The organism is Lentibacillus populi, from assembly GCA_014642895.1.
Lineage (GTDB): Bacteria > Bacillota > Bacilli > Bacillales > Amphibacillaceae > Lentibacillus_C > Lentibacillus_C populi.
On sequence record BMJD01000019.1, the window covers coordinates 46,184 to 73,080 of the forward strand.

General features: G+C 39.6%; 32 protein-coding genes. 21 read left to right on the forward strand and 11 right to left on the reverse strand.

What is annotated here, in order from left to right:
- Positions 1 to 192 precede the first annotated feature (192 nt).
- From IEX12_RS12425 to IEX12_RS12470, 10 genes are all read left to right on the forward strand, one after another.
- Positions 193 to 630 (forward strand): hypothetical protein, encoded by a 438-nt coding sequence (locus IEX12_RS12425; protein ID WP_155554789.1) that lies wholly within the window; start codon positions 193 to 195, stop codon positions 628 to 630.
- A gap of 354 nt (positions 631 to 984) precedes the next feature.
- Entirely contained in the window at positions 985 to 1,200 is a 216-nt protein-coding gene (locus IEX12_RS12430) for an Ada metal-binding domain-containing protein (protein WP_371871316.1), read from the forward strand.
- Positions 1,201 to 1,671: a hypothetical protein gene (locus IEX12_RS12435; RefSeq protein WP_088051576.1), complete on the forward strand. Its 471-nt coding sequence runs from the start codon at positions 1,201 to 1,203 to the stop codon at positions 1,669 to 1,671.
- Positions 1,671 to 2,177 (forward strand): hypothetical protein, encoded by a 507-nt coding sequence (locus tag IEX12_RS12440; RefSeq protein WP_088051575.1) that lies wholly within the window; start codon positions 1,671 to 1,673, stop codon positions 2,175 to 2,177. Before IEX12_RS12435 ends, IEX12_RS12440 begins: the two co-directional genes overlap by 1 nt.
- 197 nt (positions 2,178 to 2,374) lie before the next feature.
- Complete coding sequence (locus IEX12_RS12445) at positions 2,375 to 3,376, forward strand: glycosyltransferase (protein WP_188725274.1); 1,002 nt, start codon at positions 2,375 to 2,377, stop codon at positions 3,374 to 3,376.
- 170 nt (positions 3,377 to 3,546) lie between these two features.
- Positions 3,547 to 3,927 carry a CidA/LrgA family protein gene (locus IEX12_RS12450; RefSeq protein ID WP_286171127.1) on the forward strand — a complete coding sequence of 127 codons (381 nt, stop codon included), beginning with the start codon at positions 3,547 to 3,549 and terminating at the stop codon, positions 3,925 to 3,927.
- On the forward strand, positions 3,920 to 4,609 hold the full coding sequence (locus IEX12_RS12455) for an LrgB family protein (protein WP_088051572.1): 690 nt from the start codon (positions 3,920 to 3,922) through the stop codon (positions 4,607 to 4,609). The genes IEX12_RS12450 and IEX12_RS12455 overlap by 8 nt, the downstream gene beginning before the upstream one ends.
- Before the next feature lie 278 nt (positions 4,610 to 4,887).
- On the forward strand, positions 4,888 to 5,775 hold the full coding sequence (locus IEX12_RS12460) for a LysR family transcriptional regulator (protein WP_188725276.1): 888 nt from the start codon (positions 4,888 to 4,890) through the stop codon (positions 5,773 to 5,775).
- Between the two features lie 190 nt (positions 5,776 to 5,965).
- Positions 5,966 to 6,481 (forward strand): acyl-CoA thioesterase, encoded by a 516-nt coding sequence (locus IEX12_RS12465; RefSeq protein WP_088051570.1) that lies wholly within the window; start codon positions 5,966 to 5,968, stop codon positions 6,479 to 6,481.
- Between the two features lie 333 nt (positions 6,482 to 6,814).
- Positions 6,815 to 7,186: a hypothetical protein gene (locus IEX12_RS12470; RefSeq protein WP_088051569.1), complete on the forward strand. Its 372-nt coding sequence runs from the start codon at positions 6,815 to 6,817 to the stop codon at positions 7,184 to 7,186.
- Here the strand turns inward: IEX12_RS12470 and IEX12_RS23475 are convergent.
- A complete protein-coding gene (locus IEX12_RS23475) occupies positions 7,183 to 7,416 on the reverse strand; it encodes a hypothetical protein (RefSeq protein WP_088051568.1) in 234 nt (77 codons plus the stop codon). The two genes, IEX12_RS12470 and IEX12_RS23475, sit on opposite strands and share 4 nt — an antisense overlap.
- Before the next feature lie 129 nt (positions 7,417 to 7,545).
- Here IEX12_RS23475 and IEX12_RS12475 point away from each other — a divergent pair, with 129 nt between their 5' ends.
- Entirely contained in the window at positions 7,546 to 8,118 is a 573-nt protein-coding gene (locus IEX12_RS12475) for a DedA family protein (RefSeq protein WP_196406327.1), read from the forward strand.
- A 66-nt stretch (positions 8,119 to 8,184) separates the two neighbouring features.
- Here IEX12_RS12475 and IEX12_RS12480 read toward each other — a convergent pair whose 3' ends face one another.
- From IEX12_RS12480 to IEX12_RS12490, 3 genes are all read right to left on the reverse strand, one after another.
- Complete coding sequence (locus IEX12_RS12480; protein WP_088051566.1) at positions 8,185 to 8,598, reverse strand: YuzC family spore coat inner layer protein; 414 nt, start codon at positions 8,596 to 8,598, stop codon at positions 8,185 to 8,187.
- Between the two features lie 105 nt (positions 8,599 to 8,703).
- Positions 8,704 to 8,976, reverse strand: a complete 273-nt coding sequence (locus tag IEX12_RS12485) for a hypothetical protein (RefSeq protein WP_088051565.1) — start codon at positions 8,974 to 8,976, stop codon at positions 8,704 to 8,706.
- Positions 8,977 to 9,173: 197 nt separating this feature from the next.
- The gene (locus tag IEX12_RS12490; RefSeq protein ID WP_088051564.1) at positions 9,174 to 9,488 is read right to left on the reverse strand and encodes a DUF4870 domain-containing protein; all 315 of its coding nucleotides are present in this window, start codon (positions 9,486 to 9,488) and stop codon (positions 9,174 to 9,176) included.
- 361 nt (positions 9,489 to 9,849) lie between these two features.
- Between IEX12_RS12490 and IEX12_RS12495 the strand changes: the two genes are divergently transcribed.
- Entirely contained in the window at positions 9,850 to 10,755 is a 906-nt protein-coding gene (locus IEX12_RS12495) for a hydroxymethylglutaryl-CoA lyase (RefSeq protein ID WP_088051563.1), read from the forward strand.
- Positions 10,756 to 10,915: 160 nt separating this feature from the next.
- Positions 10,916 to 11,479 (forward strand): helix-turn-helix domain-containing protein, encoded by a 564-nt coding sequence (locus IEX12_RS12500; RefSeq protein WP_088051562.1) that lies wholly within the window; start codon positions 10,916 to 10,918, stop codon positions 11,477 to 11,479.
- Between the two features lie 91 nt (positions 11,480 to 11,570).
- Here the strand turns inward: IEX12_RS12500 and yedF are convergent, their stop codons facing one another.
- Together yedF and yedE are read right to left on the reverse strand one after the other, a co-directional pair.
- Positions 11,571 to 11,798 carry a sulfurtransferase-like selenium metabolism protein YedF gene (yedF, locus tag IEX12_RS12505; RefSeq protein WP_088051561.1) on the reverse strand — a complete coding sequence of 76 codons (228 nt, stop codon included), beginning with the start codon at positions 11,796 to 11,798 and terminating at the stop codon, positions 11,571 to 11,573.
- Positions 11,788 to 12,996 carry a selenium metabolism membrane protein YedE/FdhT gene (yedE, locus tag IEX12_RS12510; protein ID WP_088051560.1) on the reverse strand — a complete coding sequence of 403 codons (1,209 nt, stop codon included), beginning with the start codon at positions 12,994 to 12,996 and terminating at the stop codon, positions 11,788 to 11,790. The genes yedF and yedE overlap by 11 nt, the downstream gene beginning before the upstream one ends.
- 332 nt (positions 12,997 to 13,328) lie before the next feature.
- Here yedE and IEX12_RS12515 point away from each other — a divergent pair, with 332 nt between their 5' ends.
- Positions 13,329 to 15,224 carry a PrkA family serine protein kinase gene (locus tag IEX12_RS12515; RefSeq protein ID WP_088051559.1) on the forward strand — a complete coding sequence of 632 codons (1,896 nt, stop codon included), beginning with the start codon at positions 13,329 to 13,331 and terminating at the stop codon, positions 15,222 to 15,224.
- A 132-nt stretch (positions 15,225 to 15,356) separates the two neighbouring features.
- Positions 15,357 to 16,520: a sporulation protein YhbH gene (yhbH, locus tag IEX12_RS12520; RefSeq protein ID WP_088051558.1), complete on the forward strand. Its 1,164-nt coding sequence runs from the start codon at positions 15,357 to 15,359 to the stop codon at positions 16,518 to 16,520.
- Positions 16,521 to 16,622: 102 nt separating this feature from the next.
- Here the strand turns inward: yhbH and ymzB are convergent, their stop codons facing one another.
- Entirely contained in the window at positions 16,623 to 16,985 is a 363-nt protein-coding gene (gene ymzB / locus IEX12_RS12525) for a protein YmzB (RefSeq protein ID WP_088051557.1), read from the reverse strand.
- Between the two features lie 232 nt (positions 16,986 to 17,217).
- On the opposite strand from ymzB, the gene IEX12_RS12530 reads away from it, so the two are divergent.
- From IEX12_RS12530 to IEX12_RS12555, 6 genes are all read left to right on the forward strand, one after another.
- Complete coding sequence (locus IEX12_RS12530) at positions 17,218 to 18,630, forward strand: SpoVR family protein (RefSeq protein WP_188725278.1); 1,413 nt, start codon at positions 17,218 to 17,220, stop codon at positions 18,628 to 18,630.
- Positions 18,631 to 19,107: 477 nt separating this feature from the next.
- Positions 19,108 to 19,524: a transcriptional regulator Spx gene (spx, locus tag IEX12_RS12535; RefSeq protein WP_088051555.1), complete on the forward strand. Its 417-nt coding sequence runs from the start codon at positions 19,108 to 19,110 to the stop codon at positions 19,522 to 19,524.
- 69 nt (positions 19,525 to 19,593) lie between these two features.
- The gene (locus IEX12_RS12540) at positions 19,594 to 20,016 is read left to right on the forward strand and encodes a DUF5392 family protein (RefSeq protein WP_088051554.1); all 423 of its coding nucleotides are present in this window, start codon (positions 19,594 to 19,596) and stop codon (positions 20,014 to 20,016) included.
- Positions 20,017 to 20,072: 56 nt separating this feature from the next.
- On the forward strand, positions 20,073 to 20,879 hold the full coding sequence (locus IEX12_RS12545) for a glycosyltransferase family 8 protein (protein ID WP_088051553.1): 807 nt from the start codon (positions 20,073 to 20,075) through the stop codon (positions 20,877 to 20,879).
- A 98-nt stretch (positions 20,880 to 20,977) separates the two neighbouring features.
- A complete protein-coding gene (locus IEX12_RS12550; protein WP_088051552.1) occupies positions 20,978 to 21,595 on the forward strand; it encodes a YpjP family protein in 618 nt (205 codons plus the stop codon).
- 613 nt (positions 21,596 to 22,208) lie between these two features.
- On the forward strand, positions 22,209 to 22,961 hold the full coding sequence (locus IEX12_RS12555) for a hypothetical protein (protein WP_188725279.1): 753 nt from the start codon (positions 22,209 to 22,211) through the stop codon (positions 22,959 to 22,961).
- Positions 22,962 to 23,028: 67 nt separating this feature from the next.
- Here IEX12_RS12555 and IEX12_RS12560 read toward each other — a convergent pair whose 3' ends face one another.
- From IEX12_RS12560 to IEX12_RS12575, 4 genes are all read right to left on the reverse strand, one after another.
- Positions 23,029 to 24,267, reverse strand: a complete 1,239-nt coding sequence (locus tag IEX12_RS12560) for a dicarboxylate/amino acid:cation symporter (protein WP_188725280.1) — start codon at positions 24,265 to 24,267, stop codon at positions 23,029 to 23,031.
- 113 nt (positions 24,268 to 24,380) lie between these two features.
- Positions 24,381 to 25,112 (reverse strand): P-II family nitrogen regulator, encoded by a 732-nt coding sequence (locus tag IEX12_RS12565; RefSeq protein WP_188725281.1) that lies wholly within the window; start codon positions 25,110 to 25,112, stop codon positions 24,381 to 24,383.
- Positions 25,066 to 25,836 (reverse strand): DUF1538 domain-containing protein, encoded by a 771-nt coding sequence (locus IEX12_RS12570; protein WP_088051548.1) that lies wholly within the window; start codon positions 25,834 to 25,836, stop codon positions 25,066 to 25,068. The genes IEX12_RS12565 and IEX12_RS12570 overlap by 47 nt, the downstream gene beginning before the upstream one ends.
- The gene (locus tag IEX12_RS12575; protein WP_088051547.1) at positions 25,833 to 26,525 is read right to left on the reverse strand and encodes a DUF1538 domain-containing protein; all 693 of its coding nucleotides are present in this window, start codon (positions 26,523 to 26,525) and stop codon (positions 25,833 to 25,835) included. The genes IEX12_RS12570 and IEX12_RS12575 overlap by 4 nt, the downstream gene beginning before the upstream one ends.
- Positions 26,526 to 26,897 lie beyond the last annotated feature (372 nt).

Genomic DNA, 26,897 nt, shown 5'->3' on the forward strand with positions numbered 1-26,897 from the left:
TATTTTGCGGCGTTATGGAGTAGCCTTCTTGAGTCCTATTTTGACAAATTAATGTCGCATTAACCGTTGTTCATGCCCGTATCATTTGATAATTTTGAATAACCTAAAATAGGCCAATTCACCAATTTACAGATAAATGTACCCCCTTTCCGGGATATTGAATAAATTATATTGTGACGGAGGGGGGTAACTATGTATAGTCATTATCCGTATCAACCAACTTCAGACTACGAGGGGAAAAGGGAGACCGGTAATGCGTTACGGCGTCCAACCGGAGTTCAAAGTGGATACAATGTACCTTCATCAAGCAGCCAATTTTCTGAAACACCTAATCATCAACAATACCCTAAAGGTCTCCATAAAACACCTAATGGCTACGAAGGATCTCATACATTCACCGGACAGCATAATGGAACAAATGCAAATGGTTACTATTATAACCCAATAACGTATACACCATATAGTGAACCTGGGTTCGATATGAAAACGCAGTTAGACCATATGCAACATCTGCTTGTGCAATTAGTAGAACAAAACAATGAGATAATCCGGCACCTGCAAAATCCGCCAGAACAAACTCAAACTGTTTCAACCCCGTCTGGAGGAGGGGCGGTTATTGTACGCATGTAATTGCTAATTTATTTTTGGTCATACTAGACATCATTTTAGAGTTGTAACTATATATATGAAAAACTCATTTATGAAGCATAAAGCCCTTGGTACCCTATTTTGGGAATACCGAGGGCTGAAGTATTTATTTCATGAAACCTTGAATTGACCTCAGATAAAACTATCACAAACGGTGAAAAGGTTAGTCATTCCTCCTGCCCGACTAATATGTCACTAGTACATACTTCCTGCTAAATGATGTGACTTTAGACAGCATACGAACGGAATAAACGGCAGTACAAGAAAACGAACAGTCATGCAAACGACATCTATCCAGCGAAATCTGGTTCGGAATATTCCGCCGGCCGGTCCACAATTACAACTGTAAAAACAACGAAAATTTATTGCAGGTCAAACAAGCCGAAAAAAATGAATATAGAATTTTTTGTTGATATACAAAAGGTGGAAGCTGTAGGATACCGCCCTTGTAAAAGGCGTCAGGCAGAAACTATTCATCAAAAATATAAGCTCATTTACATTATTCACTTTGTCTTAGCAAATAATAGTAATAAAAAATGTGAGTTGAGCTAGATGTATTCGCTTCTTTTTGTTTACCTGACAATCCTATATATCATCGCCTTTTCTGTTTCCGGGAAAAAGTTAAACGTGTTTGAGAATTTGTTTATCTTTATGGTATTGGAGTTCTTGATCACAAGCTTTTCTGCAATTTTATACGTTAATCTGCAGGTATGGGATATTACGGGGAGCCTTGAACTGTTTTTTGTTTACCGTTTATACGAAGTTATCGTTCTTCCATTACTATACCTGACATATTTTAATTTGCTGGCAGCAATTCGCGGGCGATTATGGAAGGTTATGTTTACGTTTTTTTCCATTGCTGTTATATATGGTACAGAGCTTTTGCTTGTAAAAGGAGAAATAATAGCTTATCGGGACTGGTCTTTTTGGCAATCACTTATCGTTATTTCGTTGGTTTTATTCTCAACGTATATATTATATCGGTGGTTTAGACGCGTTTTACGGAAGGAGGGAATCGGCTAATGACTTTTTTACCAATAGCTTTCGATGAAAATGAAGTCTTTATCATCATTGGGCTAATCCTTTCTTTTTCCCTCTTTTTTTTACTCCCCAAAAGGTTTCCTTTAAGTATTACCATTGTTATGATGCTTTTGGGAGCAGTCATTGCCAGGCTGTTCGATCATTTGTTGTCATCGCCCGATTTGAATTTTTACAATTTGATGGACACAGATAAATATGAATTGTTTGATATTATCGCCTATTGTCTATATGCACCGTTTTCCTATTTTTTTATCTATTTTTTTGAAAAATTTCACATTCGCGGGGTGGGGATTTTCCTGTACATTTTGGTCTGGTCATTATTCGGGATGATGTTTGAAGGGATATCCGTCATCTTTCATTTTTTTAATTACCATGGATGGAAGTTAGCTTATTCGTTTGGTGTGTATCTAATTACACAATTATTGACCTTGCTTTTGTACCGTCTTCTTATGCATGTTCACCAGCGGGAAACAAGGACGAAAGCATAACTATTGTACGGTCAGATAAAGTAATACTTCATCCAGAGGGGTTCCGACAAACAGGCGAGCTAATGCAGGCAAAGGCATACGGACTCTGCACGCTTTAGGGTGATTACAGCCCGTTAATGCCTAATAAAATTATGGACTGTGGTAAAATAATCACAAGAAATTTTAGGAAGAGAAAAACTGTTAAGAGGTAGATAGAGATGAAAAAAGTTGGATTACTGATGCGGAAAATACAATTTGCCGAAGCACAGGGACCTCGTGTTTTTGCCGATAGACTAAAGCAAATCGGAAAGGAATTGGGGATCGACATCGTTTTTATCTCCCCGGAACGGCATGTTAGCGGGTATGACCACTTGTCAGGCTACGAGCACGAAAAAGGGGATTTGGTAAACTACGACATTGTGCTTGATAAAATTTACGCGGAAAATATTGATCATGTTATTTATACCGTTTCAGGCTTTACCTATTTAAAAATGTTCATTAAAAATAGTGTGCTTTTCCCGCACAGTTTTCCGGATCCGGCACTAACCGGTTACGAGATGATGAAACCATTTTATTACATTGTGGATAAGGCTATCGTCCAAACCGAATATTTAAAAACGCAATTACATACAGTATTTGGAGTTGATGATGTTACGGTAATCCCGATTGGTTTTAATGAAGATTTAGCTGACAAGCATTTTGACCCGATGCAAATCGTTCCCAACCGCGTGCTCTGGATTGGCAGGGATGAAGCAAATCGCAGGCCCGAGCTGGTTCTGGAATATGCCCGGCAAAATCCGGACAAGGAGGTATTTATGGTATTCGGGGGAGAGCGGTACAGGGAAAGTATGAAACGATATTCCATACCAGACAATGTGAAATTACGGTTTGCCTTAACACAGGATGAAATATTCTTGCTCATGAATAGTGCCAAAGTATATTGGAGCTGTTCTATATTTGATACGTTTGCCATGCCGCTGACGGAGGCATTGGCAATGGGAAAAATCATCGTTAAACCGGAGCATCCGTGTTACGATCATATCAGTTCCAAACATGCATTTTCCGGTAATGAAAAGAACTGGTTCGAGCTGGTGAATATGGCTTTGGCATCAGCAAATAAGGTGTCGCGGGAAAATAGGCAATATGCATTCAACCATTTCTCAAGTACAGTTATGAAACAGGGTTATCGGGACTTTTTCGATAAGTGGCTGCGAAATTAGGGAAAGCTCCTTGTCGAGTAATAATCATAGCACCTGTACTGATCTACCTGTCAGGATGGTGAATTGGGCCTTATAGGACAAGCATGAAGCAAAATACTTTTCAAAGAATACTAGAAAGTGTAATATAGACTCTTCTAGTATATTTTTTAATCCCCTTTTATTAGAAAGAAGTGTCATCATTGTTGAAATTATTCAAAATATTTTTACAAATTGCAATTTTATACGGCGTTTGTTTAATTGGTAATGGAATTCAGCATGTTTTCCATTTATTTATACCGGGAAGTGTCATCGGCATGATCCTGTTGTTTGTTCTGCTTTCAATGAATATAGTGAAGGCAGCATGGATTGAGGATGGTGCAAATGTCATCATTAAAAATTTAACCCTGTTCTTTATCCCCGCTACGGTTGGGATCCTGGATTACATGGATGTTTTTACCGGTAAAGGATCTCTTCTCATTTTTATTGTTCTTGTCAGCACGGTTTTGGTAATGGCCGGTTCAGGTTTTGTAAGTCAATGGATGATGCAGCGGAGGGAAGTTAACCATGATTAATGTACTAATCGGAATGGCAGCAATTGGTGGTACACTACTTATGTATTTGGCAGCGGTAAAGGTTCATCAACATGTTGATTTTACATTTACTCTGCCAGTCATTATTGCAACATTTATGATTGTTGTTGTGCTGTTAACGTTCCATATTCCTTATGACACATACATGATTGGCGGTGAATGGATCAATAAACTGTTAGGTCCGGCCGTGGTTGCACTCGCTTATCCACTTTACCAGCAACGTACTATCCTAAAGGAACTGATTCTTCCCGTTTTCAGTGGAACGATGGTTGGTGCAGTAGTCGGGGTGTCCACAGGTATATTGCTTGCCAAATGGGCAGGTTTTGACGACTTGATTATCTATTCGCTCAGTCCAAAATCAGTAACTACGCCAGTCGCCATGGCCGTCGCCGATTCAACCGGAGGAATAACTCCGTTGGCAGCAGTATTTGTCATGATTGCCGGAATTGGTGGCGTGATGGTTAGCACAATCATTTTGCGGTTTTTTAAAATCAACCACTATCTTGGACGGGGTGTTGGCATGGGCTGTGCATCCCATGCCATCGGAACAGCAGCTGCGATGGAGCATAATCAGCTTGAGGGATCAATCAGTACCGTTGCCATGGTCGTAAGTGCAGTAGTGGTATCAATTATTACACCAGGGCTGATTGTTTTGTGGTTGTAGATAGAACGGAAACGGCTAGCCTGCCTATGTTATGGTAAAAAGCTGTTCGTTGATGTGTCAGTTTACCTTCACCGTAGTAATGTAGCTTATTTACAGCATCCAGCGTTTTCCACTTGTATACATGTTAATACGGAATGGTATTTCTTAATAACATTTAGCATAATAAGAAAAAGTTATCTCATTGCGAAAAAGTATACCGTATGGCTTCTTATGAAGTGAATCGCTACGTTTGGGGAAATATAGTATTATATCGGATAAGATAAAGGTGGTAGGTGTAATTGGATATTAAACATTTGCAGTATTTTGCTGAAGTAGCTCATACTGGCAGCTTTACCCATGCGGCGGAAAATTTGTACATTACCCAGCCTGCCTTAAGCAGAATCATTAAGTCATTGGAAGACGAACTTGGTGTTCCGCTTTTTATACGTTCCCGGAAGGAATTGATTATTACAGATGCTGGCCATATCTTGTATAAACATGCCAAATTAATTGAAAAACAAGTTCGCCTTCTTGAGACAGAACTTGGTAATTTATTTACATTGAAAAAGGGTCATATCCGTATTGGACTGCCAACGATCATCAATTCCTTTTTTTTCTCCCAGTTGATCGCATCGTTTCATAACGAATATCCTGAGGTGACGTTTCAGTTGGAAGAGGACGGTTCCAAGCGGATTGAAGAGAAAATCGTCAGTGATAAATTGGATTTTGGTGTCGTCGTGTTGCCTGCCAAACATGATGTTCTCGACTATTTTACATTTGTGAATGAAAATCTGAAGGTTGTCGTACCACCATCGCACCCACTTGTAAACAAAGCAGAAATATCCTTAAAGGAGCTTAAAGACGAGAAGTTTATACTATTTAACCAGGATTTTTCTCTCAGAAATCTTATCTTGACCGCTTGTGATAGTACTGGTTTTCGACCAAGAATTGTATCCGAAACATCACAATTGGATTTTATTGAGGAAATGGTGGCTTCCGGTTTAGGTATCACACTACTACCTGAAAGTATAAGTCAGGAATTGACAAGTGATGTACAAACGATTGCGGTGGCTAATCCAATCATTGAATGGAACCTTGCAATTATTTGGAAAAAGGATGCATACTTATCTCAGATAAACAAGGAATTTATTCGCTTTGCTAAAAAGAAATTGATTCGAAATATTTAAAACCGTGGTTGAGGCTCCCTTTAATAGGGGAAGCCTTTTTGTTTTACCATGGCGAAGCGTTTCCATAACAATTTGTTATGCAGGCTATGTACGATTAGCATTGTACAGCATTGAGAGAGGGGCGTATACTATTTTCTGTAATAAAATAAGCTTGGAAACAAATGAACGAATAGATAAGGTGATGGGACATATGAAGTCAAAAACAATTAAAGATACACGTGTTGTTCAAACAGATCAAGTGCTGATTAATGATTTGAATAATTACCACACATTGTTCGGCGGTGTACTGATGAAAAAGCTTGATGCATGTGCGACGCTTTCTGCCCGAAGGCATGCGAGGGTGCAAGAATGTGTTACCGCATCAACAGATTCCGTTAATTTTATCGAACCAATCCGGCAAAGTGACTCTGTTTGTATCGAATCATGTGTTACCTATACAGGAAAAAGCTCTATGGAGATATTTTGCAAAGTTATTGCAGAAGACATGATAACGGCAGAACGTAAAATTGCAGCTACAGCATTTCTTACCTTTGTAGCTTTGGGCGATAATAAAAAACCAATTACTGTACCTGAAGTTGTCCCGGAAACAGAGGAAGAAAAATTTCTTTATCAAACAGGTGCAGAACGGGCAAAAATGCGTCGGCTTAAAAGACAGCAAAATAAGGAACTAGTATCCAAACTTACCTTGGAAAAACCTATTTTGTAAGTAAAGAAAGTATAAAAATTTAGGTTCTATTCTGCTTACGTCAGAGTTGGCCATGTCCAGCTCAAGCGCTAAAGCCTAGCAAACTTCACACTCCTTCACTACGATAAGTCAACATCGGTTCGGGGAGAAGGAAGGCCGACTAAAAACGGCCTTTGCGGCCAACGTCGGCATACCCCTGTGTAGGGGCATGTTTCCTTTATCTCATTGCGGTAGGTAGGAGTGTTCGGTTAAAACCGCTGCTCCCGGCAGCAACACCGAACCACCCGCGTTGCGCGGGCGCAGTTTGTACGTTGCTAAACGGGCGCTTGCGCTTTTCTTATAAGGAGGGATAATATGCTAGTAACGCCGAGTATCAGTGATTTACTAAGTGCACAACAGGCGATTGAAAGTTTTAAAAGGACAAAACCGATGTTATATCGGAGGTTTATGAACGTTATTCATTTGACACGTCAGCTGCAGTATGGATATCAATATATGGGTTGCCTGATTATGAATGAAGACCCAAGCAGGTTTCGGCCAATGTCACAGGATGACTATGTATTGGCTGTTTATCAACAAGAAATTGAAAAACTAAAAGAAGATAGAAATGCCCAAGACTTGAAGCAATTGCTGGATTCCTACAGGCAGATTGGTTATCCTGCTATTTGCAAGCTAATACTTGGGACAAATCCGAAAATATTAGTTGGACCGGTAGTAATCCGTTAAAGAAGCATGTTTTTGACGGTTAATATAATGATGAAACCATAGGACTCCCCTGTGGTTTTTTCTTTGAAGAATAGGAAAGCAAAGAATTGGCAGGCGGTAAAGATATTGAAATCGGCGAGGCAGCCGATTTCTTCCAATCCGACATCTGGCCATAAAAATGCGTCAGCGTTTTTCTTATAAAGGTCCCAAACGGATAGGCCGCTAACAGAAATTAGACTTTTGTCACGCATTAACGTGCTGTAATTCTCCCGCCTCCGGGAACCCCTCATTGAACGAAATTTTCACTTAATGCTTAAAAAATCATTCTGCTACGAATACTAGTAATGGATTCTCAACAACTATCGAAAGCGGGAAGTGGAATGATTCAGCAATTGTTAGATTGGCTCGGCGCGATTGGAAAGCCAGGATTGTATATTGTCATGCTCTTGGAAGGTTCATCACTGCCATTTCCAGGGGTTATTTTGGTGCTTTCTTTTGGTTATATATTATCCCCCGGTTATTGGAATACTGCTTTATTAGCGGTTGAAATGAGCATGTGTTATAGTCTGGCAAGCCTGGTTCCGTATTTTCTGGCGATGAAGCTAGAGGGCTATTTTCCTGAAAGGTTTAAAAAGGGGCTTGATAAAGCAAAATCATTTTTCAAACAATACGGAATTTGGAGTATTGCATTATCCAGACCGTTCGGTATCGGGAATTATATTTCCTTTGTGGCGGGTATGAGTAATGTAAGTGTCGTCAAGTATGCTATCCTCACGTTTGTAGGAATCTATCCATGGGCATATGTCATGATTATGCTGGGGGATTATTTTAACGGCAACTATGAACGATTTAGAAGCTTTTTTAGCTCCAGCAGTGTGTATGTATACATTGGTTTAGTCATTGCTGTTATCGGAATTGCGTTTATTTTATATTATAAAAAGGTAAGAAATTGAATCCCTGCAACGTGAAAAACGGCTATTCTTACCGGATGAACGAAGATAGCCGTTTCCAGGGGTATACTAACGCCAGCGAAGGGACATAGCCAGTTTACAGCAATCCACTTTTTCGACCTTGGAAAACATGTTAAATGTAATTCCATCCGGATTGTAGTCTACATCTACTTTTTCTTTGATTCCGGTTGACTGGATCAGCTGTTTAACCTTCTCTTTATCACCACGCTGTGCTGCGTCCATTACTTGCTGAGCAAATTCCTTTGATGCGGTAAGTTTGTTTAAAAGGACAGTACCAACCTTCATTAATTGCTTAAACGCCCCAGCTGATTCATGAAAAAGTGTTGGATCAGCTTCCGGATATTGTTGTCTGATTGCTGGGAAGTGTCGCTGCCCGGGAATAGCATAGTGTCCGGGAACCTGATAAACTGCTTGACCTGAGGGCAGACGATATACTGGATAGAGAGGAAGGGGATAATACATCAATATGACGCCTCCTGGTTTTAAATTCTATACACTATATGTCTGTTATTTTGTAACGTGTTTGAAAAAATCACTTCCCTAAATTGTTGGCAAGTGATTTTTATCCTATTCAATGACTTGATTAAAAAGCAATCCGTTGTCAAATTCTATAAGCTTCATTCTCCCTGTTTTCTTAATGAAGATGCTTTTGTATTTTTCTTCACCCTGCTTATTTTTCAAAATGACGATTCGTTTGTGTGGATTATCCTCTTTGACGTCAAGCTTATATGCTGACATATCGATATTATCGTTTAAGATTGGATACTCAGGAATTTGTTCCGTATTAGCAGCAGTAGTATTTTCGTCTTCACTTGAATTTCCAGTTGCATTTTGTGCCATACTTCCATTAGCATTTGTTTGTCCGTTCTACCCGATATTGTCACTGGTTGTCCCGCATGCTACAAGTAAAAGTAAGCCCATAAGTAAAACAATTAATTTTTTCATCGCTTTTCTTGTTCCTTTCTTTTGATCTAACTATATAGTAACGCTGTCAGGTAAGCATAGCTTGTGAAAGAAATCAAAATTTGATGAGAATATCAGGTGAATATTTTTATACCTTGCACGACATTCCAAATTAGAAAAATGACATATAAAATACCGGCAATTAGGTACCCTGAAATAATTGTGCCCGTTGCTAATCCGAATGAATTGGAAAAGCTGAAGGCAATACCCAAACCGATAGCTAACAGGAGAACCACAAAAGGGACAATATGTGATAGAAAAGCTCGCTTAGCATGATATTTAACATCGTACTCAGTAACTACAAAATAAACGATAATGGGAAATAAAAAGGGTGCAAAAAAGATACTAAAATAGTTTAGTGATGCTAATATTTTACTGCTGGAATCCATGGTGGTCATCCTTCCTGTCTCAGCTGTCCTTAGTATAGTTTACCGCATTAAGAAAAAATTATAAATAAGGATGTAAGTCCATTACATATGGGAGTTCCCGAAAATTTTTGCATTGAAACAGTTGACATTTTGGGAATATTTATTATATATTGTATTCAACAGTGTTGAATCAAAATAAACTAAATTGAATATTATGATATGAAGGTATAACCAACGTATATGTTACGCACACACAAAGCTGTTTTCGGATATGTAAATAGTGAGCGTTTTATATGCTTACCAGTTGTTTGGAAGCGCATTCAATAAATGGTGATTTTTAAAAGAACTACAATGATGTTCAAAATAGAAGTGGAGGGGGAAAATTATGCGTTGGCCAAATGATGTGCAGATTAAGGAAGTTGGACCACGTGACGGCTTGCAAAATGAAAAGAAACGTTTAGCAACAGCTGACAAGGTAAGTTGGATCAACATGTTATCCGAATCAGGAGTCAGGGAGATTGAGTATTCTTCGTTTGTTCATCCGAAATGGGTACCACAATTGTCTGATGCACACGAAGTTGGCAGGAAAATTAAACGGAACCCAAATGTTCGCTACTCTGCACTTGTCCCAAACAGGAAGGGACTGGAACTTGCACTCGAGGCAGGAATTGATGGAGCATCGGTATTTATGTCCGCAAGTGAGTCACATAACAAGAAGAATATTAACAAAACCATAGCGGAAACGTATTCGGTCTTAGGGGAGGTTATCAAGGGGGCGAAGCAGGCTAATAAGCATGTAACCGGCTATATTTCCACCGTTTTTGACTGTCCCTTTGAAGGAAAAATAGTACCGCAGCAGGTTATTCGTGTATGTGATCAATTGTTTGAATTTGGGGTGGATGATATTTCGCTTGGCGATACGATCGGTACGGCGGTTCCGCTACAAGTGGATCAGTTACTGGAAGTAGTATTGAGTCGCTATCCTAAGGAAAAGATTATTATGCACTTCCATGACACAAGGGGGATGGCTATTGCCAATATAACAAGATCACTTGAATACGGAATCACCAGATTTGACAGTTCGATCGGCGGATTGGGGGGGTGTCCGTATGCCCCGGGAGCTGCCGGTAATGTCGCGACAAATGACGTTTTATATTTATTGCACGGTCTTGGTATCAAAACAGGAATTGACGAGAAGAAGCTTCAGGAAGCGGCATTTTTTATCCAGAAAAAATTGGGAAAGGCACTTCCTAGTAAATCACTCGCATATGCCGAAAGTCAGCATTGAAAGTGTGATTACGAACGGAAAAAGGAAGACTGAATGACGGGCTGCCATTTTATATTTGGCAGCTTGAATTTTAAATCGCCTGTTTTTTCCTGTCTTGACGTAAATAATGTGCTATTCTAATATAAAAGCACATATACCTGTTTCGGTGGGAAAGGGGAGAATGATCATAAACCTGCAGCATATTGGCCAAAAAATTAAACAAGCCCGTTTACGAAGCAAAAATACCCAGCAACAGATCGCGGATCAATGTGGTATTTCCAAAAGCCTTTTGTCCAAAATTGAAAATGGACAAACGGCATCTGCGGTTGCAACATTATCAAAAATTAGTGAAGCGTTGGATGTACCACTATCCTGGGTGCTGGACGGCCATCCGGAAACAGATCTTGTACTCCTTCCAAAATCGAAAAGGCAATTTAGTGTCGGTGATGAGAGCATGGGATATTCGTACGAACTGCTCGCCAGATCCCGCTTTTCCAGCGTTGAACCTACCATTGTTCATGTGACGCCAAAGGATACCAATTTGCGGCACGAACCATATACCCACTCACAGGACGAATTTATTTATATTCTTGAGGGGTCGATTTATTTACTTTATGATGGGCAAAAACACTTTATGGAAAAAGGTGACACCTCCTATTTTAAAGGAGTGAAGCCACACTTGTTCATCCCGGTTGATAATAACGGGGCAAAGGTACTGACGGTGTTTATTGACAGTGGGGTTTAAAAACAAACGAACCAAAAACAGACATTTCCTTAGCAGAAAGTGCCTGTTTTTGGTAGTTTGAATAGAATCTGATGTCTTGGTATCCTATCATCTAAGCAATAATATAAAACAAATACTCCTGTCCATTTTTAACCGGATCCTTAGCAAATTGATAGCCATGTTTCAAGACCTCTTCTGGCACATTGCGAAATGAGGATGGACAGTCGGTAATAACTTGGAGAAGCTCCCCTTTTTGCATGCTTTGCAGTGTCTCCAATGTATAAATGACAGGATATGGACACGATTCTCCTCGCAAGTCCAATGTGTAATCAGCTGACATGTTTTTGTGCTCCTTTCTTGAATCCAACTCCAAAACGATAATGTTTTTGCCAATATGCTGTAACGGCAAAGCAAATTCCAAGTACTATAAGTGTTGCTATTATTGCCTTAAGTGGTCCTATGGCGGTAATCAGATTTATTTTGTTGCCACTTTCGACAAGTAAACTGTATACACCAAGATGATCCCATGCATAAGCAAGTGCTGTTGCTCCAATAATATTTCCGATAAATACAGTCAAATAAAGGATTTGCCCTTCCATTAGCCGATACATCATCCCGGTCTCACAGCTGCTTGCCAAGACAATGCCAAGGCCAAACAGGATGCCGCCAATAAATGTACTTGGTGCCGCAATCTGCGTGATCGGTTCGAGTCCGTAAATCAACATAATAATTAAGGTGATCACCGAACTCACTGCCATTCCTGCTATAATTGCTTTAGCCATAATCCCTCGTCCACTTATCCATAAATCACGAAATGCGGAAGTGAAACAAATCTGCCCTCTTTCAATCAAAATACCAAAGAATGCTCCGAATAATGCGGCAACACCAAGCATCGGTTTGCCTGTCAGGAAGAAGTAGAAAATAAGTCCGGCATACACTAGTGTAATAATCCCGCCAACATAGGGCTGAATCTTTCGGTCCTTTTTAGCTGATGGCATTGCATTTCCCTTTTTTAACGCAGGTTTCCCTTTCCACCAGGATTTCTTGGTAATTTTTGTGCCAAAATAGGTACCAATTGCTGTTGCAACGATAAAAATCCAGGAGTGGAATGAGAATTGCGGCATCCCCGTGAAAAATGCGGCCAGATTACACCCCAACGCAAGGCGTGCACCGAATCCGGCGATGACCCCGCCAATTAATCCTTGAACAAGACGTCGCCTTTGCCTTGGGATTCGTATTTTAAAATTATTGCTGAAAAGAACCATTACCAAGGCCCCGATAAACATTCCCCAAACAATCCAGCCGTCCGTCCGGGTGAAGGTGCTCCCTTGCATATGCACTAAATCAAAGTACGCCCAATCAGAAATATCTACACCGAAAAACTGTAAAATATGGCCTCCTAAACGAGTGAATTCACCTGTTACAGCCCAAACACCTTTGGTAATGCCAAAATATACCGCACTGAGAATTCCGCAGGCGACAAGCGCCAAATACGGATTCCAGTAATGTAAAAATAATTTGTTGATCATTGGTTTCATCATTGTGACTCCTTACCTTCTAATAAAGTGGAACCTCATTTAGTGGGGGGTTCCTTTCCTTCCTTACCGTTAGTTGTTGCCCATATGATGTGGGGGTATTACAGCCAGTTAATGCATGATAAAGTAGTAATTCCAAATAGATATATTCGCCTTCCTAATGAACATATGCCCTTATTCATTTTAATACTATTAATTGAAATCGCAAACTATTATACTTTCATTTACTGACAGTCGGTTATTAAATTCCTGTATATACGGAAACCCAATTTCGGCATCACAACCTCTTTTTTTGCATAGGCTATATAAACCTTGCCCTGAATGGAGGAGACAGAATGGATATACTTGACAAAGTGAGGCATCATCGGGAAGAGGAACGACAACTGAAGTGGGAAGGTACATTCGCCGAGTATTTGGAAATTGTAAAGGAAAGACCAGAAGTTGCCCAAACAGCTCATTCACGCGTTTATAATATGATTAAAAGCTCAGGATTAACGGAAAGAGACGGTAAAAGGATGTATCACTTTTTCGGCGAGGAGATATTTGGGCTGGAGGATGCAATTGAGAGACTTGTAGAGGAATATTTTCATCCAGCAGCCAAACGTCTTGATGTCCGAAAACGGATTTTATTATTAATGGGACCTGTCAGTGGGGGGAAGTCGACAATTGTAACAATGCTCAAGCGTGGGCTTGAAGCATATTCAAGAACAGAGGAAGGGGCAGTTTATGCTATTAAAGATTGTCCGATGCATGAGGACCCACTCCATCTTATTCCCCAACATTTGCGAGCCGATTTTTATCAAGAATATGGTATTCGTATCGAAGGAAGTCTGTCACCGCTGAATACGATGCGACTTGAGAAGGAATATGACGGAATGATTGAGAATGTGAAAGTGGAGCGGATATTTTTCTCCGAGGATAAACGGGTTGGAGTAGGAACATTCAGCCCATCTGATCCGAAATCGCAGGATATCGCTGATTTAACCGGCAGCATTGACTTTTCTACGATCGCTGAATATGGTTCAGAATCCGATCCGCGTGCATATCGGTTTGACGGTGAATTGAACAAAGCCAATCGGGGGATGATGGAGTTTCAGGAGATGCTGAAATGTGATGAAAAATTTCTTTGGCATCTATTATCGTTAACACAGGAAGGTAACTTTAAGGCGGGCAGGTTCGCGTTAATTTCGGCGGATGAACTTATCGTAGCCCATACGAACGAGGCGGAATATCGCTCTTTTATTTCCAATAAAAAAAATGAGGCGCTGCATTCAAGAATTATTGTTATGCCTATTCCATACAATCTGAAAGTGAGTGAGGAAGAGCGAATTTACCAAAAGATGATCAATGAAAGTGATATGAGGCATGTCCACATTGCCCCTCATGCATTAAGAGTAGCGGCTATTTTCTCCATTCTGACGCGGCTGGAGGATTCGAAAAAGCAGGGGGTCGACCATGTTAAGAAGATGCGGCTTTATGATGGGGAAAGTGTGGAAGGGTTTAACCAGCTTGATGTAGAGGAACTAAGGAAGGAATTTCCGGACGAAGGAATGAATGGAATTGACCCTCGTTATGTTATTAACCGGATTTCCTCAACGATTATTCGTAAAGAAGTACCATCCATCAATGCTCTTGATGTGCTGCGTTCCTTAAAGGATGGGCTTGATCAGCATGCATCGATTTCCCGGGAGGATCGGGATAAGTACTTGAATTATATTGCGGTTGCCCGTAAAGAGTATGACGAAATTGCCAAGAAGGAAGTGCAAAAGGCATTCGTATATTCCTATGAAGAATCTGCTAAAACATTGATGGATAACTACCTTGATAATGTAGAGGCGTATTGCAATAAAAATAAACTGAGAGACCCGTTGACCGGAGAAGAAATGAATCCGGATGAAAAATTAATGCGATCGATTGAAGAGCAAATTGGTATATCAGAGAATGCGAAAAAGGCATTTCGAGAAGAAATCCTTATTCGTATTTCCGCCTACGCAAGAAAAGGGAAACGTTTTGAATATAATTCACATGAACGTTTGCGAGAGGCCATTCAAAAGAAATTATTTGCTGATTTAAAGGATGTCGTTAAAATTACGACGTCTTCCAAAACACCGGATGAATCACAACTTAAGAAAATTAACGAAGTGATAGCAAGACTTATCGATGAATATGGCTACAATTCCATTTCTGCCAACGAGCTATTAAAGTACGTCGGAAGCTTGCTCAATCGTTAAATTTGCTAAAAACAAGGCTAATTCAATTAGTCTTGTTTTTGTAATTAAAATGTTGTGCAATAACTTGAAAAGGTTGCATAGAATATAGAAACATTTCGTTTAAATTTTCAAACAATAACAGGAGGGGATAGCATGCAGGAAGGTAAAGAGAATTTTGTCGTCTCCAAGGAAAATTGGTCCCTCCATCGCAAAGGTCATCAAGATCAGCAGCGTCACATGGATAAAGTAAAAGAAGCAATTAAGAATAATTTGCCGGATTTAATTAGCGAAGAAAATATTATCATGTCAAATGGCCGGGATGTCATTAAAATTCCTATTCGATCTTTAGATGAATATAAAATCCGTTACAATTACAATAAATCAAAACATGTCGGTCAAGGGAATGGTGATAGTCAGGTCGGTGATGTTGTTGCACGTGATCCGAGTGGTCAGGGGAATAAGGGTGCTGGCAGAGGACAAAAGGCAGGTGACAGACCAGGAAATGATTATTATGAGGCAGATGTATCCTTGGCTGAAATAGAGGATGCTCTGTTTAAAGAATTGGAACTGCCAAACCTGCAGCAAAAAGAACAGGCAGAAATCATAACGGAAAAGACAGAATTTAACGATGTCCGTAAGAAAGGATTAATGGGAAATATTGATAAAAAGCGAACCATTTTGACAGCCCTGAAACGAAATGCAACGGAAGGGAATCCGGGCATTACGCCCATTTACAATGATGATCTCCGCTTTAAAACATGGAATGATGTAGTGAAGCCAGAATCGAAGGCAGTTGTGCTGGCGATGATGGACACAAGCGCATCGATGGGGATTTTTGCAAAATATTTGGCCAGAAGCTTCTTTTTCTGGATGACAAAATTTTTGCGGTCTAAGTATGAAACGGTAGAGATTGCCTTTATTGCCCATCATACAGAGGCAAAGGTTGTATCAGAAGAAGCCTTTTTTTCAAAAGGAGAAAGCGGTGGAACGATTTGCTCATCAGCTTATTACAAGGCGTTGGAACTTATTGAAGAAAAATTTAATCCATCCCGATTTAATATTTATCCTTTTCATTTTTCAGACGGGGAGAACGTAACCTCTGATAACCCGAAATGTTTGGAGCTGATCAATGAGATTATGGATGTTTCCAATATGTTTGGCTATGGAGAAGTGAACGAGTATAACCGCCGTTCCACATTAATGAATGCGTATGGAACAATTGAAAATCCGAAATTCCGTCACTATATCCTGAAAGAAAAAAGCGATGTATACTATGCCATGAAAAGCTTTTTCCAAAAAGAAGCTGCTGTAGTTTAAAACCCCCAGGCTTCGGGGGTTTTCCTTTTTCCTTAAGGCAGGCCTGTGTGCCGGAAAGTTTAAAAGGAGTTGCTGATCGTTGATAAAACCCGGTTGTCCTGCCTATCTCTCCTGATCGTTTACCAGTTCGATTTTATAGACCCCTCTTGACGTACTTACTAAAAAGCGTGACCCATCAAATTCATATAACGTATTGTCTTCCAATGGTATTTCATATAATGATGATGGTAAGGACTGAAGATCATTTGTGTCAGTAATAATGCTTCCGCTGCCGTTTAACTGTAGTGCATGCTTTGCTTCATAATCATCGATTCTTCTTGTATTTGTTGAATAGGAAATGTCTTGTAATTCAAGTAACGTTTCATCAAAGTCATTCAGTTCATGCTTGGAAACCTTTATTGTTTGGCCATTCCACTGATGTAGAAGCTGATTGAATTCCTCAACCGATAAAAAGGCATGTTCCATGAGAAATCCCTCCTTGTAGTTTAAACTTTCCTTTCATATAAGAATCATACAGCCGAACATGTGGCAACTGGATGGTAATTTCTGTCCAGTTCAGAAGAAACCCCGAACAGGTTGTTAGATATCTTGATACTTTTTACACAATTGGTAAGCATCAGTTAGTTTAACATAAATATCCCAGGTTCATCATTCCATCCTCCGTTCATAAACTATAAAAAGTACACTTGGAGGGATCATGTTGACAGAAACAAAGAAACTGACACATGCTATTGATGAAATTACCGAAATTGCATCCGGATTTGGACTTGATTTTTATCCAATGCGTTACGAAATTTGCCCTGCTGATATTATTTATACCTTTGGTGCATACGGTATGCCAACAAGGTTTAGCCATTGGAGCTTTGGCAAGCAGTTTTATAAAATGAAGCTGCATTATGATCTTGGGTTGAGTCAAATATATGAACTTGTGATCAATTCTAATCCTTGCTACGCCTTTTTGCTTGATACAAACAGCCTGATTCAAAATAAATTAATCGTTGCCCATGTACTTGCCCACTGTGATTTTTTCAAAAATAATGTTCGTTTTTCCAATACACGAAGAGACATGGTGGAGAGTATGACTGCAACGGCGGAACGAATTGCCGATTATGAGATGATTCATGGAAAAGATGAGGTGGAGCAATTTTTAGATGCAGTTTTGTCTATTCAGGAACACATTGACCCATCCATCGTCAGACCGAAATTAACGTCGTATGAAGTGAATGAGGATGAGAAGAAAAGTCCGAAAGTAAAAACACCGTATGATGATTTATGGGACTTGGATAAGGAAGCCGCGGACCAAAAGCCTAAGCAAGATAAAAAGAAGAAAAAATTCCCTCCAAGTCCCGAAAAAGATCTTCTGTTGTTTATCGAGGAATACAGCCGCGAGCTGGAGGACTGGCAACGTGATATTTTAACAATGATGCGTGAGGAAATGCTTTATTTCTGGCCACAACTGGAGACAAAGATCATGAATGAAGGCTGGGCATCCTACTGGCATCAGCGGATATTAAGAGAAATGGATTTGACGCCCGATGAAACGGTTGAGTTTGCAACATTAAATGCGGGAGTCGTGCAGCCTTCGAAAACACAAATCAATCCATATTACCTCGGTGTTAAGATGTTTGAGGATATTGAAGAACGTTATAACCATCCGACAGACGATATGAAACGCATGGGAATTGAACCGGGATCCGGCAGGGAGAAAATATTTGAAGTACGGGAAATTGAATCAGATACTTCATTTATTCGGAACTATTTAACGAAGGATCTCGTTCAGCAAGAAGATATGTATTTATTTGAAAAGCAAGGCAGCGATTATCGGATTACAGAGAAGGATTATGAAAACGTGCGCGATCAGCTTATTTCAATGCGGGTAAATGGCGGTTTTCCGTATATATGTGTGGAAGATGGTGATTATCTGCGGAATGGTTACCTTTATTTGGTGCATCGTTATGAGGGGATTGAACTTGACCTCAATTACTTGGAAAATGTCCTTCCATACATTTTCCAATTATGGGGGCGGTCTGTGTATTTGGAAACGTGCGTGGAGGATAAACAGACGCTTTTTTCCTTTGATGGGAACAAAATAAATCGCCGTTATATTTGAGGTGCATACGAAATGGAGCGGGCTGCTTAATATTCCCGCTCTTTTTACCGGGCATTAACAGGCTGTAATACCCCCATCTCTAGGCATAAGTAAACCAAAAAAGTGAAGGTGGGGGATAAAGTCTGAAAGAAATTATATTTCATAACGCTTTGTGTCTTGAGTAACAGCCGGTATATTCTTGACTTTAGGAACAAAGACTGTCCATATGCCTTCATCCGCACTAGCACGTCCTGTGCGTCGGAAACCCCACTGAAATGGAGTTTCACTTTATGTTAATTTGACAGCAAGTGACACGATGTCATTTAATTTATTGACAAATGACGTTGTGTCATTTATTATAGAAATATAGCAATATGACACAATGTCACTTAATGTATATTTATGGAATTAAATGGAAATATTAGTGTGTAATAAAGGTGCTTTTTAGCATGTTCCAGATCTTAAAAAAGCTGAAATAAAAAAGGTAGGGTATGTACTATGACAGTGACAATCTATGGATCACCATGTTCATCCACTCGGCAAGCAAAGAAATGGTTTGACAATTACGATATCCCTTATGTGGAAAGGGATATTATAAAAAATCCGTTAACCGTTCATGAACTACAAACCATTCTTAGTAGAACCGAGGAAGGAACAGATGAAATTATTGCAAGGAAATCCAAGATCTACAAGGACCTAAATCTCGATATGGATTCACTGCCACTCCAGCAATTGCTAGGGTTAATTCATCAATACCCTAAATTATTGCGAAGTCCAATCATAATAGATGAAAAAAGGTATCAGGTTGGCTATCATGCTGATGATATCCGTAAGTTTGTCCCAAGAAAAACACGGGAACGTCAATGGTTACAGTGGAAGAAAAGCCATCTTAGTCCTTTGGAGGGAACGATTTGATGTGTTTGTACAAGTTGTTTTCACTCTTAGCAAACCCTATATAAGAATAATAAGACGAGGCGATAGATCATGAACTTTATGACAAATATACCGAATGCGGCGAGAAAAGAACTGAAAAATTTAGCGGAAACCCTTTCGCCATTCACAAAGAAGGTTTCCATGTATACGTTATGGTCTTTACCGTTATTGAGTTATTCTATCTTCAGTCTGTTTTTTTCCCTATTTCTTGTTTCCGATAATGAAATATCGATAACTGCATTGGTCATTTATGCTGCAATTGGTGCTATTGGTATGGCACTCTCAAAAGAGGCGAAATGGAAACGTAAAGAGGTTCAAAAAGTAAGTATGAACTATATAACAGATCGGATAAACCGGAGTGATATCGTTTCTGAAGGCATCAAAAAGGATTATATTGCACGAATAAAGGAGCAGCCTGTTAGCGCATTGAATTATTTCATCAAGTTTTTGGAAGAGGAAGACAGGCTGGCGTAGTGCAGCAGAGATTTATAGTAACTTCGCGGACGTGTGATAAGGAGCTTTACGGGTTAATGAATATACTTGTAACTTTAAATTCAAATTATGTGAAGCCATTAATAGTTATGCTTCAATCGTTGTTTATGAATAATCCCCATGAGGAATTTCATATCTATCTGATGCATTCCAGTATCAAGGGTGAGGAGATTTCCGGAATAAATAAATATGTAACCGGAAAAGGGCATCAATTGTCTGTTATTCACGTCCAGGAAGAGACTTTTGCTGATGCACCAATTGTAAAACACTACTCAAAAGAAATGTATTTCCGATTATTGGCGTTCAAATTTTTACCAGCCTGCCTGGACAAAATATTGTATCTTGACCCAGATATTCTTGTTATTAATGGAATTAAAAAAGTTTATGAGATGAATATTTCTGATTATCTTTATGCCGCAGCCTATCATGATCGAATATCAGTAAAAGAAATAAATAAATTAAGGCTAAAAAAATATGATATCGATGCATATTATAATTCCGGTGTTCTTCTGATGAACCTGCAACTGCAAAGAAGTATCATGAAAGAGGAAGAAATTTTTGACTTTGTTGAGAGAAACAAGAAAATAATGATTTTGCCGGATCAAGACATTATTAATGGGCTCTATTCTAAATATATAAAGAATATTAATGAGGTCTTGTATAATTTTGATGCCAGGTATTATCGTTATTATAAAGCTATCAGCAATGGAAAAGTAGATATGGATTTCATCATCCATCACACTTCTATCATTCATTTTTGTGGAAAGAAAAAACCATGGCATAAAAACTATACAGGGAATTTCCATTCTTTGTATAAGCATTATGAAAAAATGGTATTTCAGTAAGTATATTTACAATTTGATTAAAAATTAAAAATCCCGGTAGACATTTCCCTTAATCGTGATAAGATAATAGTAGTGACAAATAAAGGGAGAAATATAGCATGAAGCTTTGGATCAGAAAAATAGCGGCTATCTGTATAACAATTATGACGCTGGGAATGTATATTCCCCCAGCTTATTTACATACGGATGCTGAAGAAAGCAAGGAAGCTGTTTCTCCAAAAACGGATGTTAATAAGGCTGTAACAGAACCTGTTGCAGCAAAGACTGAAACGCTAGACACGCTTGATAATGAGATCGATGAAGAGGTAACAGACGATCTTTTTATTAGCGAAATAATAGACAGGGCAAAAGAGCAGACGATTACCAAATTAGGGCCTAGAATTATTGGACAAGTTGAAGATGAGTTCGAGACAGTAATTTTACCAAATATAGAAGAAGTTATTAAAATGATTTTGACGGAAGGAGGAGAAGACGAACTCCCATACTATGCAATTACGGAACAGCCATCGCAAGGTTTTGGCGAAAGGATTTTTAACCTGCGTGATTACAGAATGAAAAAGGATGTTGCCAAATTCCATGTCAGACGTGATCATCGGCCGTTAGACGGCTACTGGTTTAATTTCCACTATCACTTAAGTAACGATAACTTTGAAAAACATTATGAAATTGGAGAGATTTACTGGGATAAAAATACGCCACCAAGATGGATGGCTTAAAAAGGAGCACTAATACCTCCACAACAGGTATTGGTGCTCCTTTTTGGGCTTACACCCAATTTTCTATCTCTCTTACAGGCAAATGTCCCAACTGAATGAAACGCGCATAGGATAAAGTAAAACTTCATTTCGTGGGGACTTTCTTTGTCTCCCTTTTTTGAAAATAAGAAGGTATATAAATTTAGGCTCTATTCTGCTCTCAGCAGGGTAAGCCACGTCCGGCTCCAGCGCTAAAGCTGTAGTGGACTTCCCTCACCTCCGTACGATAAGTCAACATCGGTTCGGGGAAGGAGGAAGGCCGACTAAGAACGGGCTTTGTGCCCAACTCACGTCTACCCCTTTTGCAGGGGCATGTTTCCTTTATCTCCTACGGTAGGGATGTGGTTAAAACCGCCGCTTTGCGCGGCAACACCGAACCACCCTGCTTGGCAGGGCGCAGTCCATACGTCGCTAAACGGGCGCTTGCGCCTTTGTTCGGATGTTAGTTGAATAAATCTCGTCTTAACGGACAGTTGCCCGCCCTTATTCTCTTGTTATTTCTTGAAGTGTAGGATCCTGCTGTCCGTTGAAGCGGGAAAAATGAACAATATTAAAATGGGAAGTGAGCATAACAATGGGGTTATTTATCAATACAGGTGTGCACCCGGATGTTTTTATGAATCAAGGTACCATTAAGGAACCCAATCAAGGATATTTTAAAATAGACTATTTTGCTGAACTGGTGAAGTCACAAAAGCAAATAAACAATTCTTTAGCCGACTCCTTGCAAAAGCTTCAGATTCTCTACCAGCAGCAGAAAAATACGCAAGTACGAGAGTGGCAGGAGATTGGAAATCAGCTGAATTCGTTACGGGAAAGTAATCTGCAGCATGAAAAATTTGAAAGGAATGCAATGGAATGGTTAACCATGTTAGATGAAAATAATAAAAAGCTTTACGGTATGTTGGAAGAGGAAGGGTTATTGAAACAAGAGATAGCAGATAAAATTAACAGTGTCAGTCAATCAAATCAGGAAATCAAGGACCAGATAGGAAACTATGAATCCTTAAATAAACAGCTTGTAACAAAAATGGATGAACTTTTTGATTTGCAAAAGGTTATGGCTGATAACATTACTGATCAGAATGAAAATCAGCACAAAACATTAAACCATTTGGAAAACCAGGAGGCATTGCTGGAAAAGACGTTGAGACAGGTTACCAATATTCGCTCCGCATTGTTTGAACGAGCAAATTTTTTGGCAGAAAAAATTGAAAACAGTTATAAGCTTACATCCTCGTTTGTTTACAATTTGGTTACTGGAACCGATCAGCCACTGACGTTTAGGATGAATCAGAAAAAAGAGGAGAAGTCAGAAAAGCCTTAAAAAGGGACTTTCCCACTAAAATGAAAGTTATTCCTGGCTCAGAGAGGGAATAACTTTCTGTAGAAAATCAGCTCATGACAGGCTGTTTACCTTTTTTCCGCGTTTCTGTTTTACTAATGATTGCTGTGCCGACAAGATCACCGGTCACATTTAATGACGTGCAGCCCATGCCTACCAGTGCATCAATCGCTGTCAGTAACCCCACAGCCTCCATTGGCAGCCCTAATTGGGCGAAAACGGTTGCAATCATAATAATCCCTGCCCCTGGAACGCCTGCTGTACCGACAGAAGCTAAGGTTCCGACTAATACGACTTGCAGCATATCGGTAAAGCTTAGCGGATCGCCTACCATATTGGCGGCAAACACGGCTGAAATGGCAATTCTGATCGCAGCGCCATCCATATTAATTGTGGCGCCAAGTGGCAGGCTAAATCCGTACAGACTTTTGGATAACCCCATGTTTTTGGCTGCATCTAGTGTAAGGGGTAATGTACCGGAGCTACTCTGCGTAACAAAGGCGGTAACTATTGGCGTTCGTGCATGTTTGAAAAAATTCTTAATAGAGACCTTGGTCAGCAGCATAAAGAGAATGTAGATTCCAACATGTACAAGCAATGCAATGTAAAGAACGAGAACCATATCACCTAATGCCAACAAAGTATCCATACCTTGATTCCCGACCGTTTTGGCAATGATCGCAAATATTCCAATCGGTACATACTGCAAGATAACGTTCATAATGGATAATGTTGCCTCGTTCAGCCCCTCCATTACCTTATAGACATGGTCGCCGAGTTCGCTATAGTCCTCGGAAGACCGGAGCGACGCTATGGCTATTCCAAAAGCAAGTGCCGTGAAAATGATTCCCAACAAATTAAGTTCACTGAAAGCAGTCACTATGTTATCCGGTACGACACTCAAAAGAACACGAATGACGCCAGGGTTTTCCGGAACATCGAATTTCTCGTTCGTATCAATTGTCATGCCGATTCCCGGTTCAAAGATGCTGGCCACAGCAATTCCCACGACAATGGCTAAAGCGGAAGTCAGCAGATAGTAAAGGAATACTTTTCCACCCATACGCCCCAAGTCACCAATCCGGCTTTGATTTACCCCAACGATTAACGTAAATAAAATAAGCGGGATGATGAGAAACTTAAGCAAATGCAATAAAAGATCTCCAAAAGGTGCTATCACACTTGTAGCTTCACCAAAGATTAAACCGGCAATAATACCAAGAATGAGTGCAACGGTAATTTTTAAAATAAGCGAGGCATCGATATAGCCCCTCCAGATTGTTTTCATAAACTAACCACCTTAATAACAGGATACCCCAAAAGGATGTTCTTCATTGCCATTTACCCTCATTCCTCTAATAAAAAACCGATTGCTTAAAAGAACAATCGGTTACTGATCTGTTATTCATTCAATTTTTTATTAACGAGCTCATTTAAAATATGGTTAATACCAACTGTTTTTTCAACCTCTAAAACAAAGGAGATACCTTTTCCTGGTTTATTCAATTCTGCATCTTTTTCGATCGTTTTTAATACATTGCTTGTTTTATCCCTGCTGATTAGTGTTAACACCACTTCTTTTTCGGGTTCGATGAGGATGTTAAACAATTTTGCTTGCTCATGGATACCGGTCCCACGCCCATTAAGAATGGTTCCGCCTTCAGCGCCTGCTTTCTTAGTCGCATCAACTACATTTTCCGAATCTCCCTTGTTTACGATTGTAACGATAAGATCATACAGAACGTTTTGCTCCTCCATTGTGCTCGTAACACCTTCCTTATCCATGTCTTCGCTTTCCATTTCCAATCCCATCATGTGGCAAATTCCTGTAACATGTTTTGTATCTATCACAAACCCAATCCCTTGTCTGGGCTGGTTTAATTTTACAGAGTCAATAATTGCATTCATAACCTCAGGAAGGATTTTATTGGATACAAGTGTCAATATGATTTCTCGTTCCCGTTCTACTGGGATTCCCAGAATTCTTAGTTTTTCATTTAGTCTGATCCCATTGCCAATCAGCGTGGTGCCCCCCTTTGCTCCGGCACTTTTGGATGCATGGATGACCTTTTTGGCTTTTTCCTTTCTAACGATCGTGACGATTAACTTTTGCCCCGGCTTTGTCATTGCCATATCGACCCTTCTCCTTCCTACTGTATAAAATTCCTAATGTCAGTACGGATAATATCGGAGCAAGTGCTACCAGTGCAACCATACCAAAACCGTCAAGCAGCGGATCACGTCCCTCTATTTGCGTGGCAATTCCTACAAACATCGCTAAAATAAACGTAGCCGTCATTGGCCCGGTTGCAACTCCGCCTGAATCAAAGGCAATAGATGTAAAGGTTTTGGATGAAAATTTCACCATAATTAGTGCTATTATATAGCCTGGGACAATAAAATACCATAGGGAAATTCCAAAAAGTATACGTATCATTGCTAGTGCTATGGATATTCCGACACCAACCGAAAGTGTATAGAGCAGAATTTTCTGTGGAATGTACCCTCCAGATACTTTTTCTACCTGCCGGATTAAAACGGTAACAGCCGGTTCAGCATATATGGCGAAAAACCCGAGGATAAACCCAATTGGAATTAACACCCATTGATAGGATAGAGCGCCCAGGCTTTTTCCCATTAATTCTCCAATAGGCAGAAACCCGATATGCACACCCTGCAAGAAAAAGGAAAGACCAAAAAAGGTTAAGAGAAATCCGACACCAATATCCCTTAGCTTTTTCATCGGCAATTTTAAAAAGACAAATTGAAATAGTAGAAATAAGATGAAAAGCGGTGACAATGCTGTGGCAACTTCCAGCATGATCTCGCTAAAACCTGCAAATATATGTATGTTCAACCGTAGATCACCCCTAACAGCAGCACGGATAGAATTGGCCCAATAGAGGCGAGAGCTACAAGACCAAAGCTATCACTTGACGATGATTTACCACGCATAACAGATGCTACTCCAACTCCTAAAGCTAAGATGAACGGCACAGTTAAAGGTCCTGTCGTTACGCCCCCGGAATCAAAGGATATCGGAACAAATTGAGGGGGAGTAAACGCAGCCAGTAAAAAGATGGTTCCATAGCCAAATGCCAATAAGTAGATGATATTAATATTAAAAATAATCCGGACCATGGCGAGTCCAACAAAGATACCGACCCCAAGTGCAACAGCAAGAATTAAAATACTTCTGGGAATCTCCCCGTTTGAAACCTGATCGATTTGATGAGAAAGAACGCGTACATCAGGTTCTGCAACTGTCACAACAACACCCAATATAAAACCGAAGAGGACAATTACCCATATTTTCTTTGTCTTTGATAATGCGGAACCGATCATTTCTCCAACAGGCAATAATCCAACATTAACACCTAATAAAAAAAGTATTAGTCCGATTCCAACCATGACGACCCCTGCAAGGAATTGTAAAAAGGTCTCTATTGGCAGCCATACCAATGTGAACTGTAATACGGTAATAACCAATGTAATAGGTAAAATAGAATAAATAACTTCAAATATCGTATCTTTTATGTTGTTCATCCAAAACCACCTTAACTATAGATTTTTAACGTTCTAAGCTAATCCATTTTCTCAGAATTAATAATAAAAGGAGTGAACTTGAAAACAATTGGCTGGCTGAAATGGAAAAAAGCATAGGAAATTGCGTTACAGCTTAATGGAGGATAAGCTTGGAATGGCATACTTTAATATATTAAAATTATAGCATGATAATCGTCAATTATAAAATAATTTGCAAGATTATAATCGGGTAAACATGAGATACTGTTATTCCTCATTAAATGGATATTAAGAAGCGGGAGTTTGACAGTTTCACTTCCAAAAAAACACTGTAAGCCTTGTGAGGGCTTATTTTTTTTGTCAAATTTTTAATTTTATTATTGAGTACTATTT

Coding starts and splice junctions, on each gene's coding strand:
- IEX12_RS12425 (WP_155554789.1), top strand. CDS start 193: ATGTATAGTCATTATCCGTATCAACCAACTTCAGACTACGAGGGGAAA.
- IEX12_RS12435 (WP_088051576.1), top strand. CDS start 1,201: ATGTATTCGCTTCTTTTTGTTTACCTGACAATCCTATATATCATCGCC.
- IEX12_RS12440 (WP_088051575.1), top strand. CDS start 1,671: ATGACTTTTTTACCAATAGCTTTCGATGAAAATGAAGTCTTTATCATC.
- IEX12_RS12445 (WP_188725274.1), top strand. CDS start 2,375: ATGAAAAAAGTTGGATTACTGATGCGGAAAATACAATTTGCCGAAGCA.
- IEX12_RS12455 (WP_088051572.1), top strand. CDS start 3,920: ATGATTAATGTACTAATCGGAATGGCAGCAATTGGTGGTACACTACTT.
- IEX12_RS12465 (WP_088051570.1), top strand. CDS start 5,966: ATGAAGTCAAAAACAATTAAAGATACACGTGTTGTTCAAACAGATCAA.
- IEX12_RS12470 (WP_088051569.1), top strand. CDS start 6,815: ATGCTAGTAACGCCGAGTATCAGTGATTTACTAAGTGCACAACAGGCG.
- IEX12_RS23475 (WP_088051568.1), bottom strand. CDS start 7,416: ATGCGTGACAAAAGTCTAATTTCTGTTAGCGGCCTATCCGTTTGGGAC.
- IEX12_RS12475 (WP_196406327.1), top strand. CDS start 7,546: ATGATTCAGCAATTGTTAGATTGGCTCGGCGCGATTGGAAAGCCAGGA.
- IEX12_RS12480 (WP_088051566.1), bottom strand. CDS start 8,598: ATGTATTATCCCCTTCCTCTCTATCCAGTATATCGTCTGCCCTCAGGT.
- IEX12_RS12485 (WP_088051565.1), bottom strand. CDS start 8,976: ATGGCACAAAATGCAACTGGAAATTCAAGTGAAGACGAAAATACTACT.
- IEX12_RS12490 (WP_088051564.1), bottom strand. CDS start 9,488: ATGGATTCCAGCAGTAAAATATTAGCATCACTAAACTATTTTAGTATC.
- IEX12_RS12500 (WP_088051562.1), top strand. CDS start 10,916: ATGATCATAAACCTGCAGCATATTGGCCAAAAAATTAAACAAGCCCGT.
- yedF (WP_088051561.1), bottom strand. CDS start 11,798: ATGTCAGCTGATTACACATTGGACTTGCGAGGAGAATCGTGTCCATAT.
- yedE (WP_088051560.1), bottom strand. CDS start 12,996: ATGAAACCAATGATCAACAAATTATTTTTACATTACTGGAATCCGTAT.
- IEX12_RS12515 (WP_088051559.1), top strand. CDS start 13,329: ATGGATATACTTGACAAAGTGAGGCATCATCGGGAAGAGGAACGACAA.
- yhbH (WP_088051558.1), top strand. CDS start 15,357: ATGCAGGAAGGTAAAGAGAATTTTGTCGTCTCCAAGGAAAATTGGTCC.
- ymzB (WP_088051557.1), bottom strand. CDS start 16,985: ATGGAACATGCCTTTTTATCGGTTGAGGAATTCAATCAGCTTCTACAT.
- IEX12_RS12530 (WP_188725278.1), top strand. CDS start 17,218: ATGTTGACAGAAACAAAGAAACTGACACATGCTATTGATGAAATTACC.
- spx (WP_088051555.1), top strand. CDS start 19,108: ATGACAGTGACAATCTATGGATCACCATGTTCATCCACTCGGCAAGCA.
- IEX12_RS12540 (WP_088051554.1), top strand. CDS start 19,594: ATGAACTTTATGACAAATATACCGAATGCGGCGAGAAAAGAACTGAAA.
- IEX12_RS12545 (WP_088051553.1), top strand. CDS start 20,073: ATGAATATACTTGTAACTTTAAATTCAAATTATGTGAAGCCATTAATA.
- IEX12_RS12550 (WP_088051552.1), top strand. CDS start 20,978: ATGAAGCTTTGGATCAGAAAAATAGCGGCTATCTGTATAACAATTATG.
- IEX12_RS12555 (WP_188725279.1), top strand. CDS start 22,209: ATGGGGTTATTTATCAATACAGGTGTGCACCCGGATGTTTTTATGAAT.
- IEX12_RS12560 (WP_188725280.1), bottom strand. CDS start 24,267: ATGAAAACAATCTGGAGGGGCTATATCGATGCCTCGCTTATTTTAAAA.
- IEX12_RS12565 (WP_188725281.1), bottom strand. CDS start 25,112: ATGGCAATGACAAAGCCGGGGCAAAAGTTAATCGTCACGATCGTTAGA.
- IEX12_RS12575 (WP_088051547.1), bottom strand. CDS start 26,525: ATGAACAACATAAAAGATACGATATTTGAAGTTATTTATTCTATTTTA.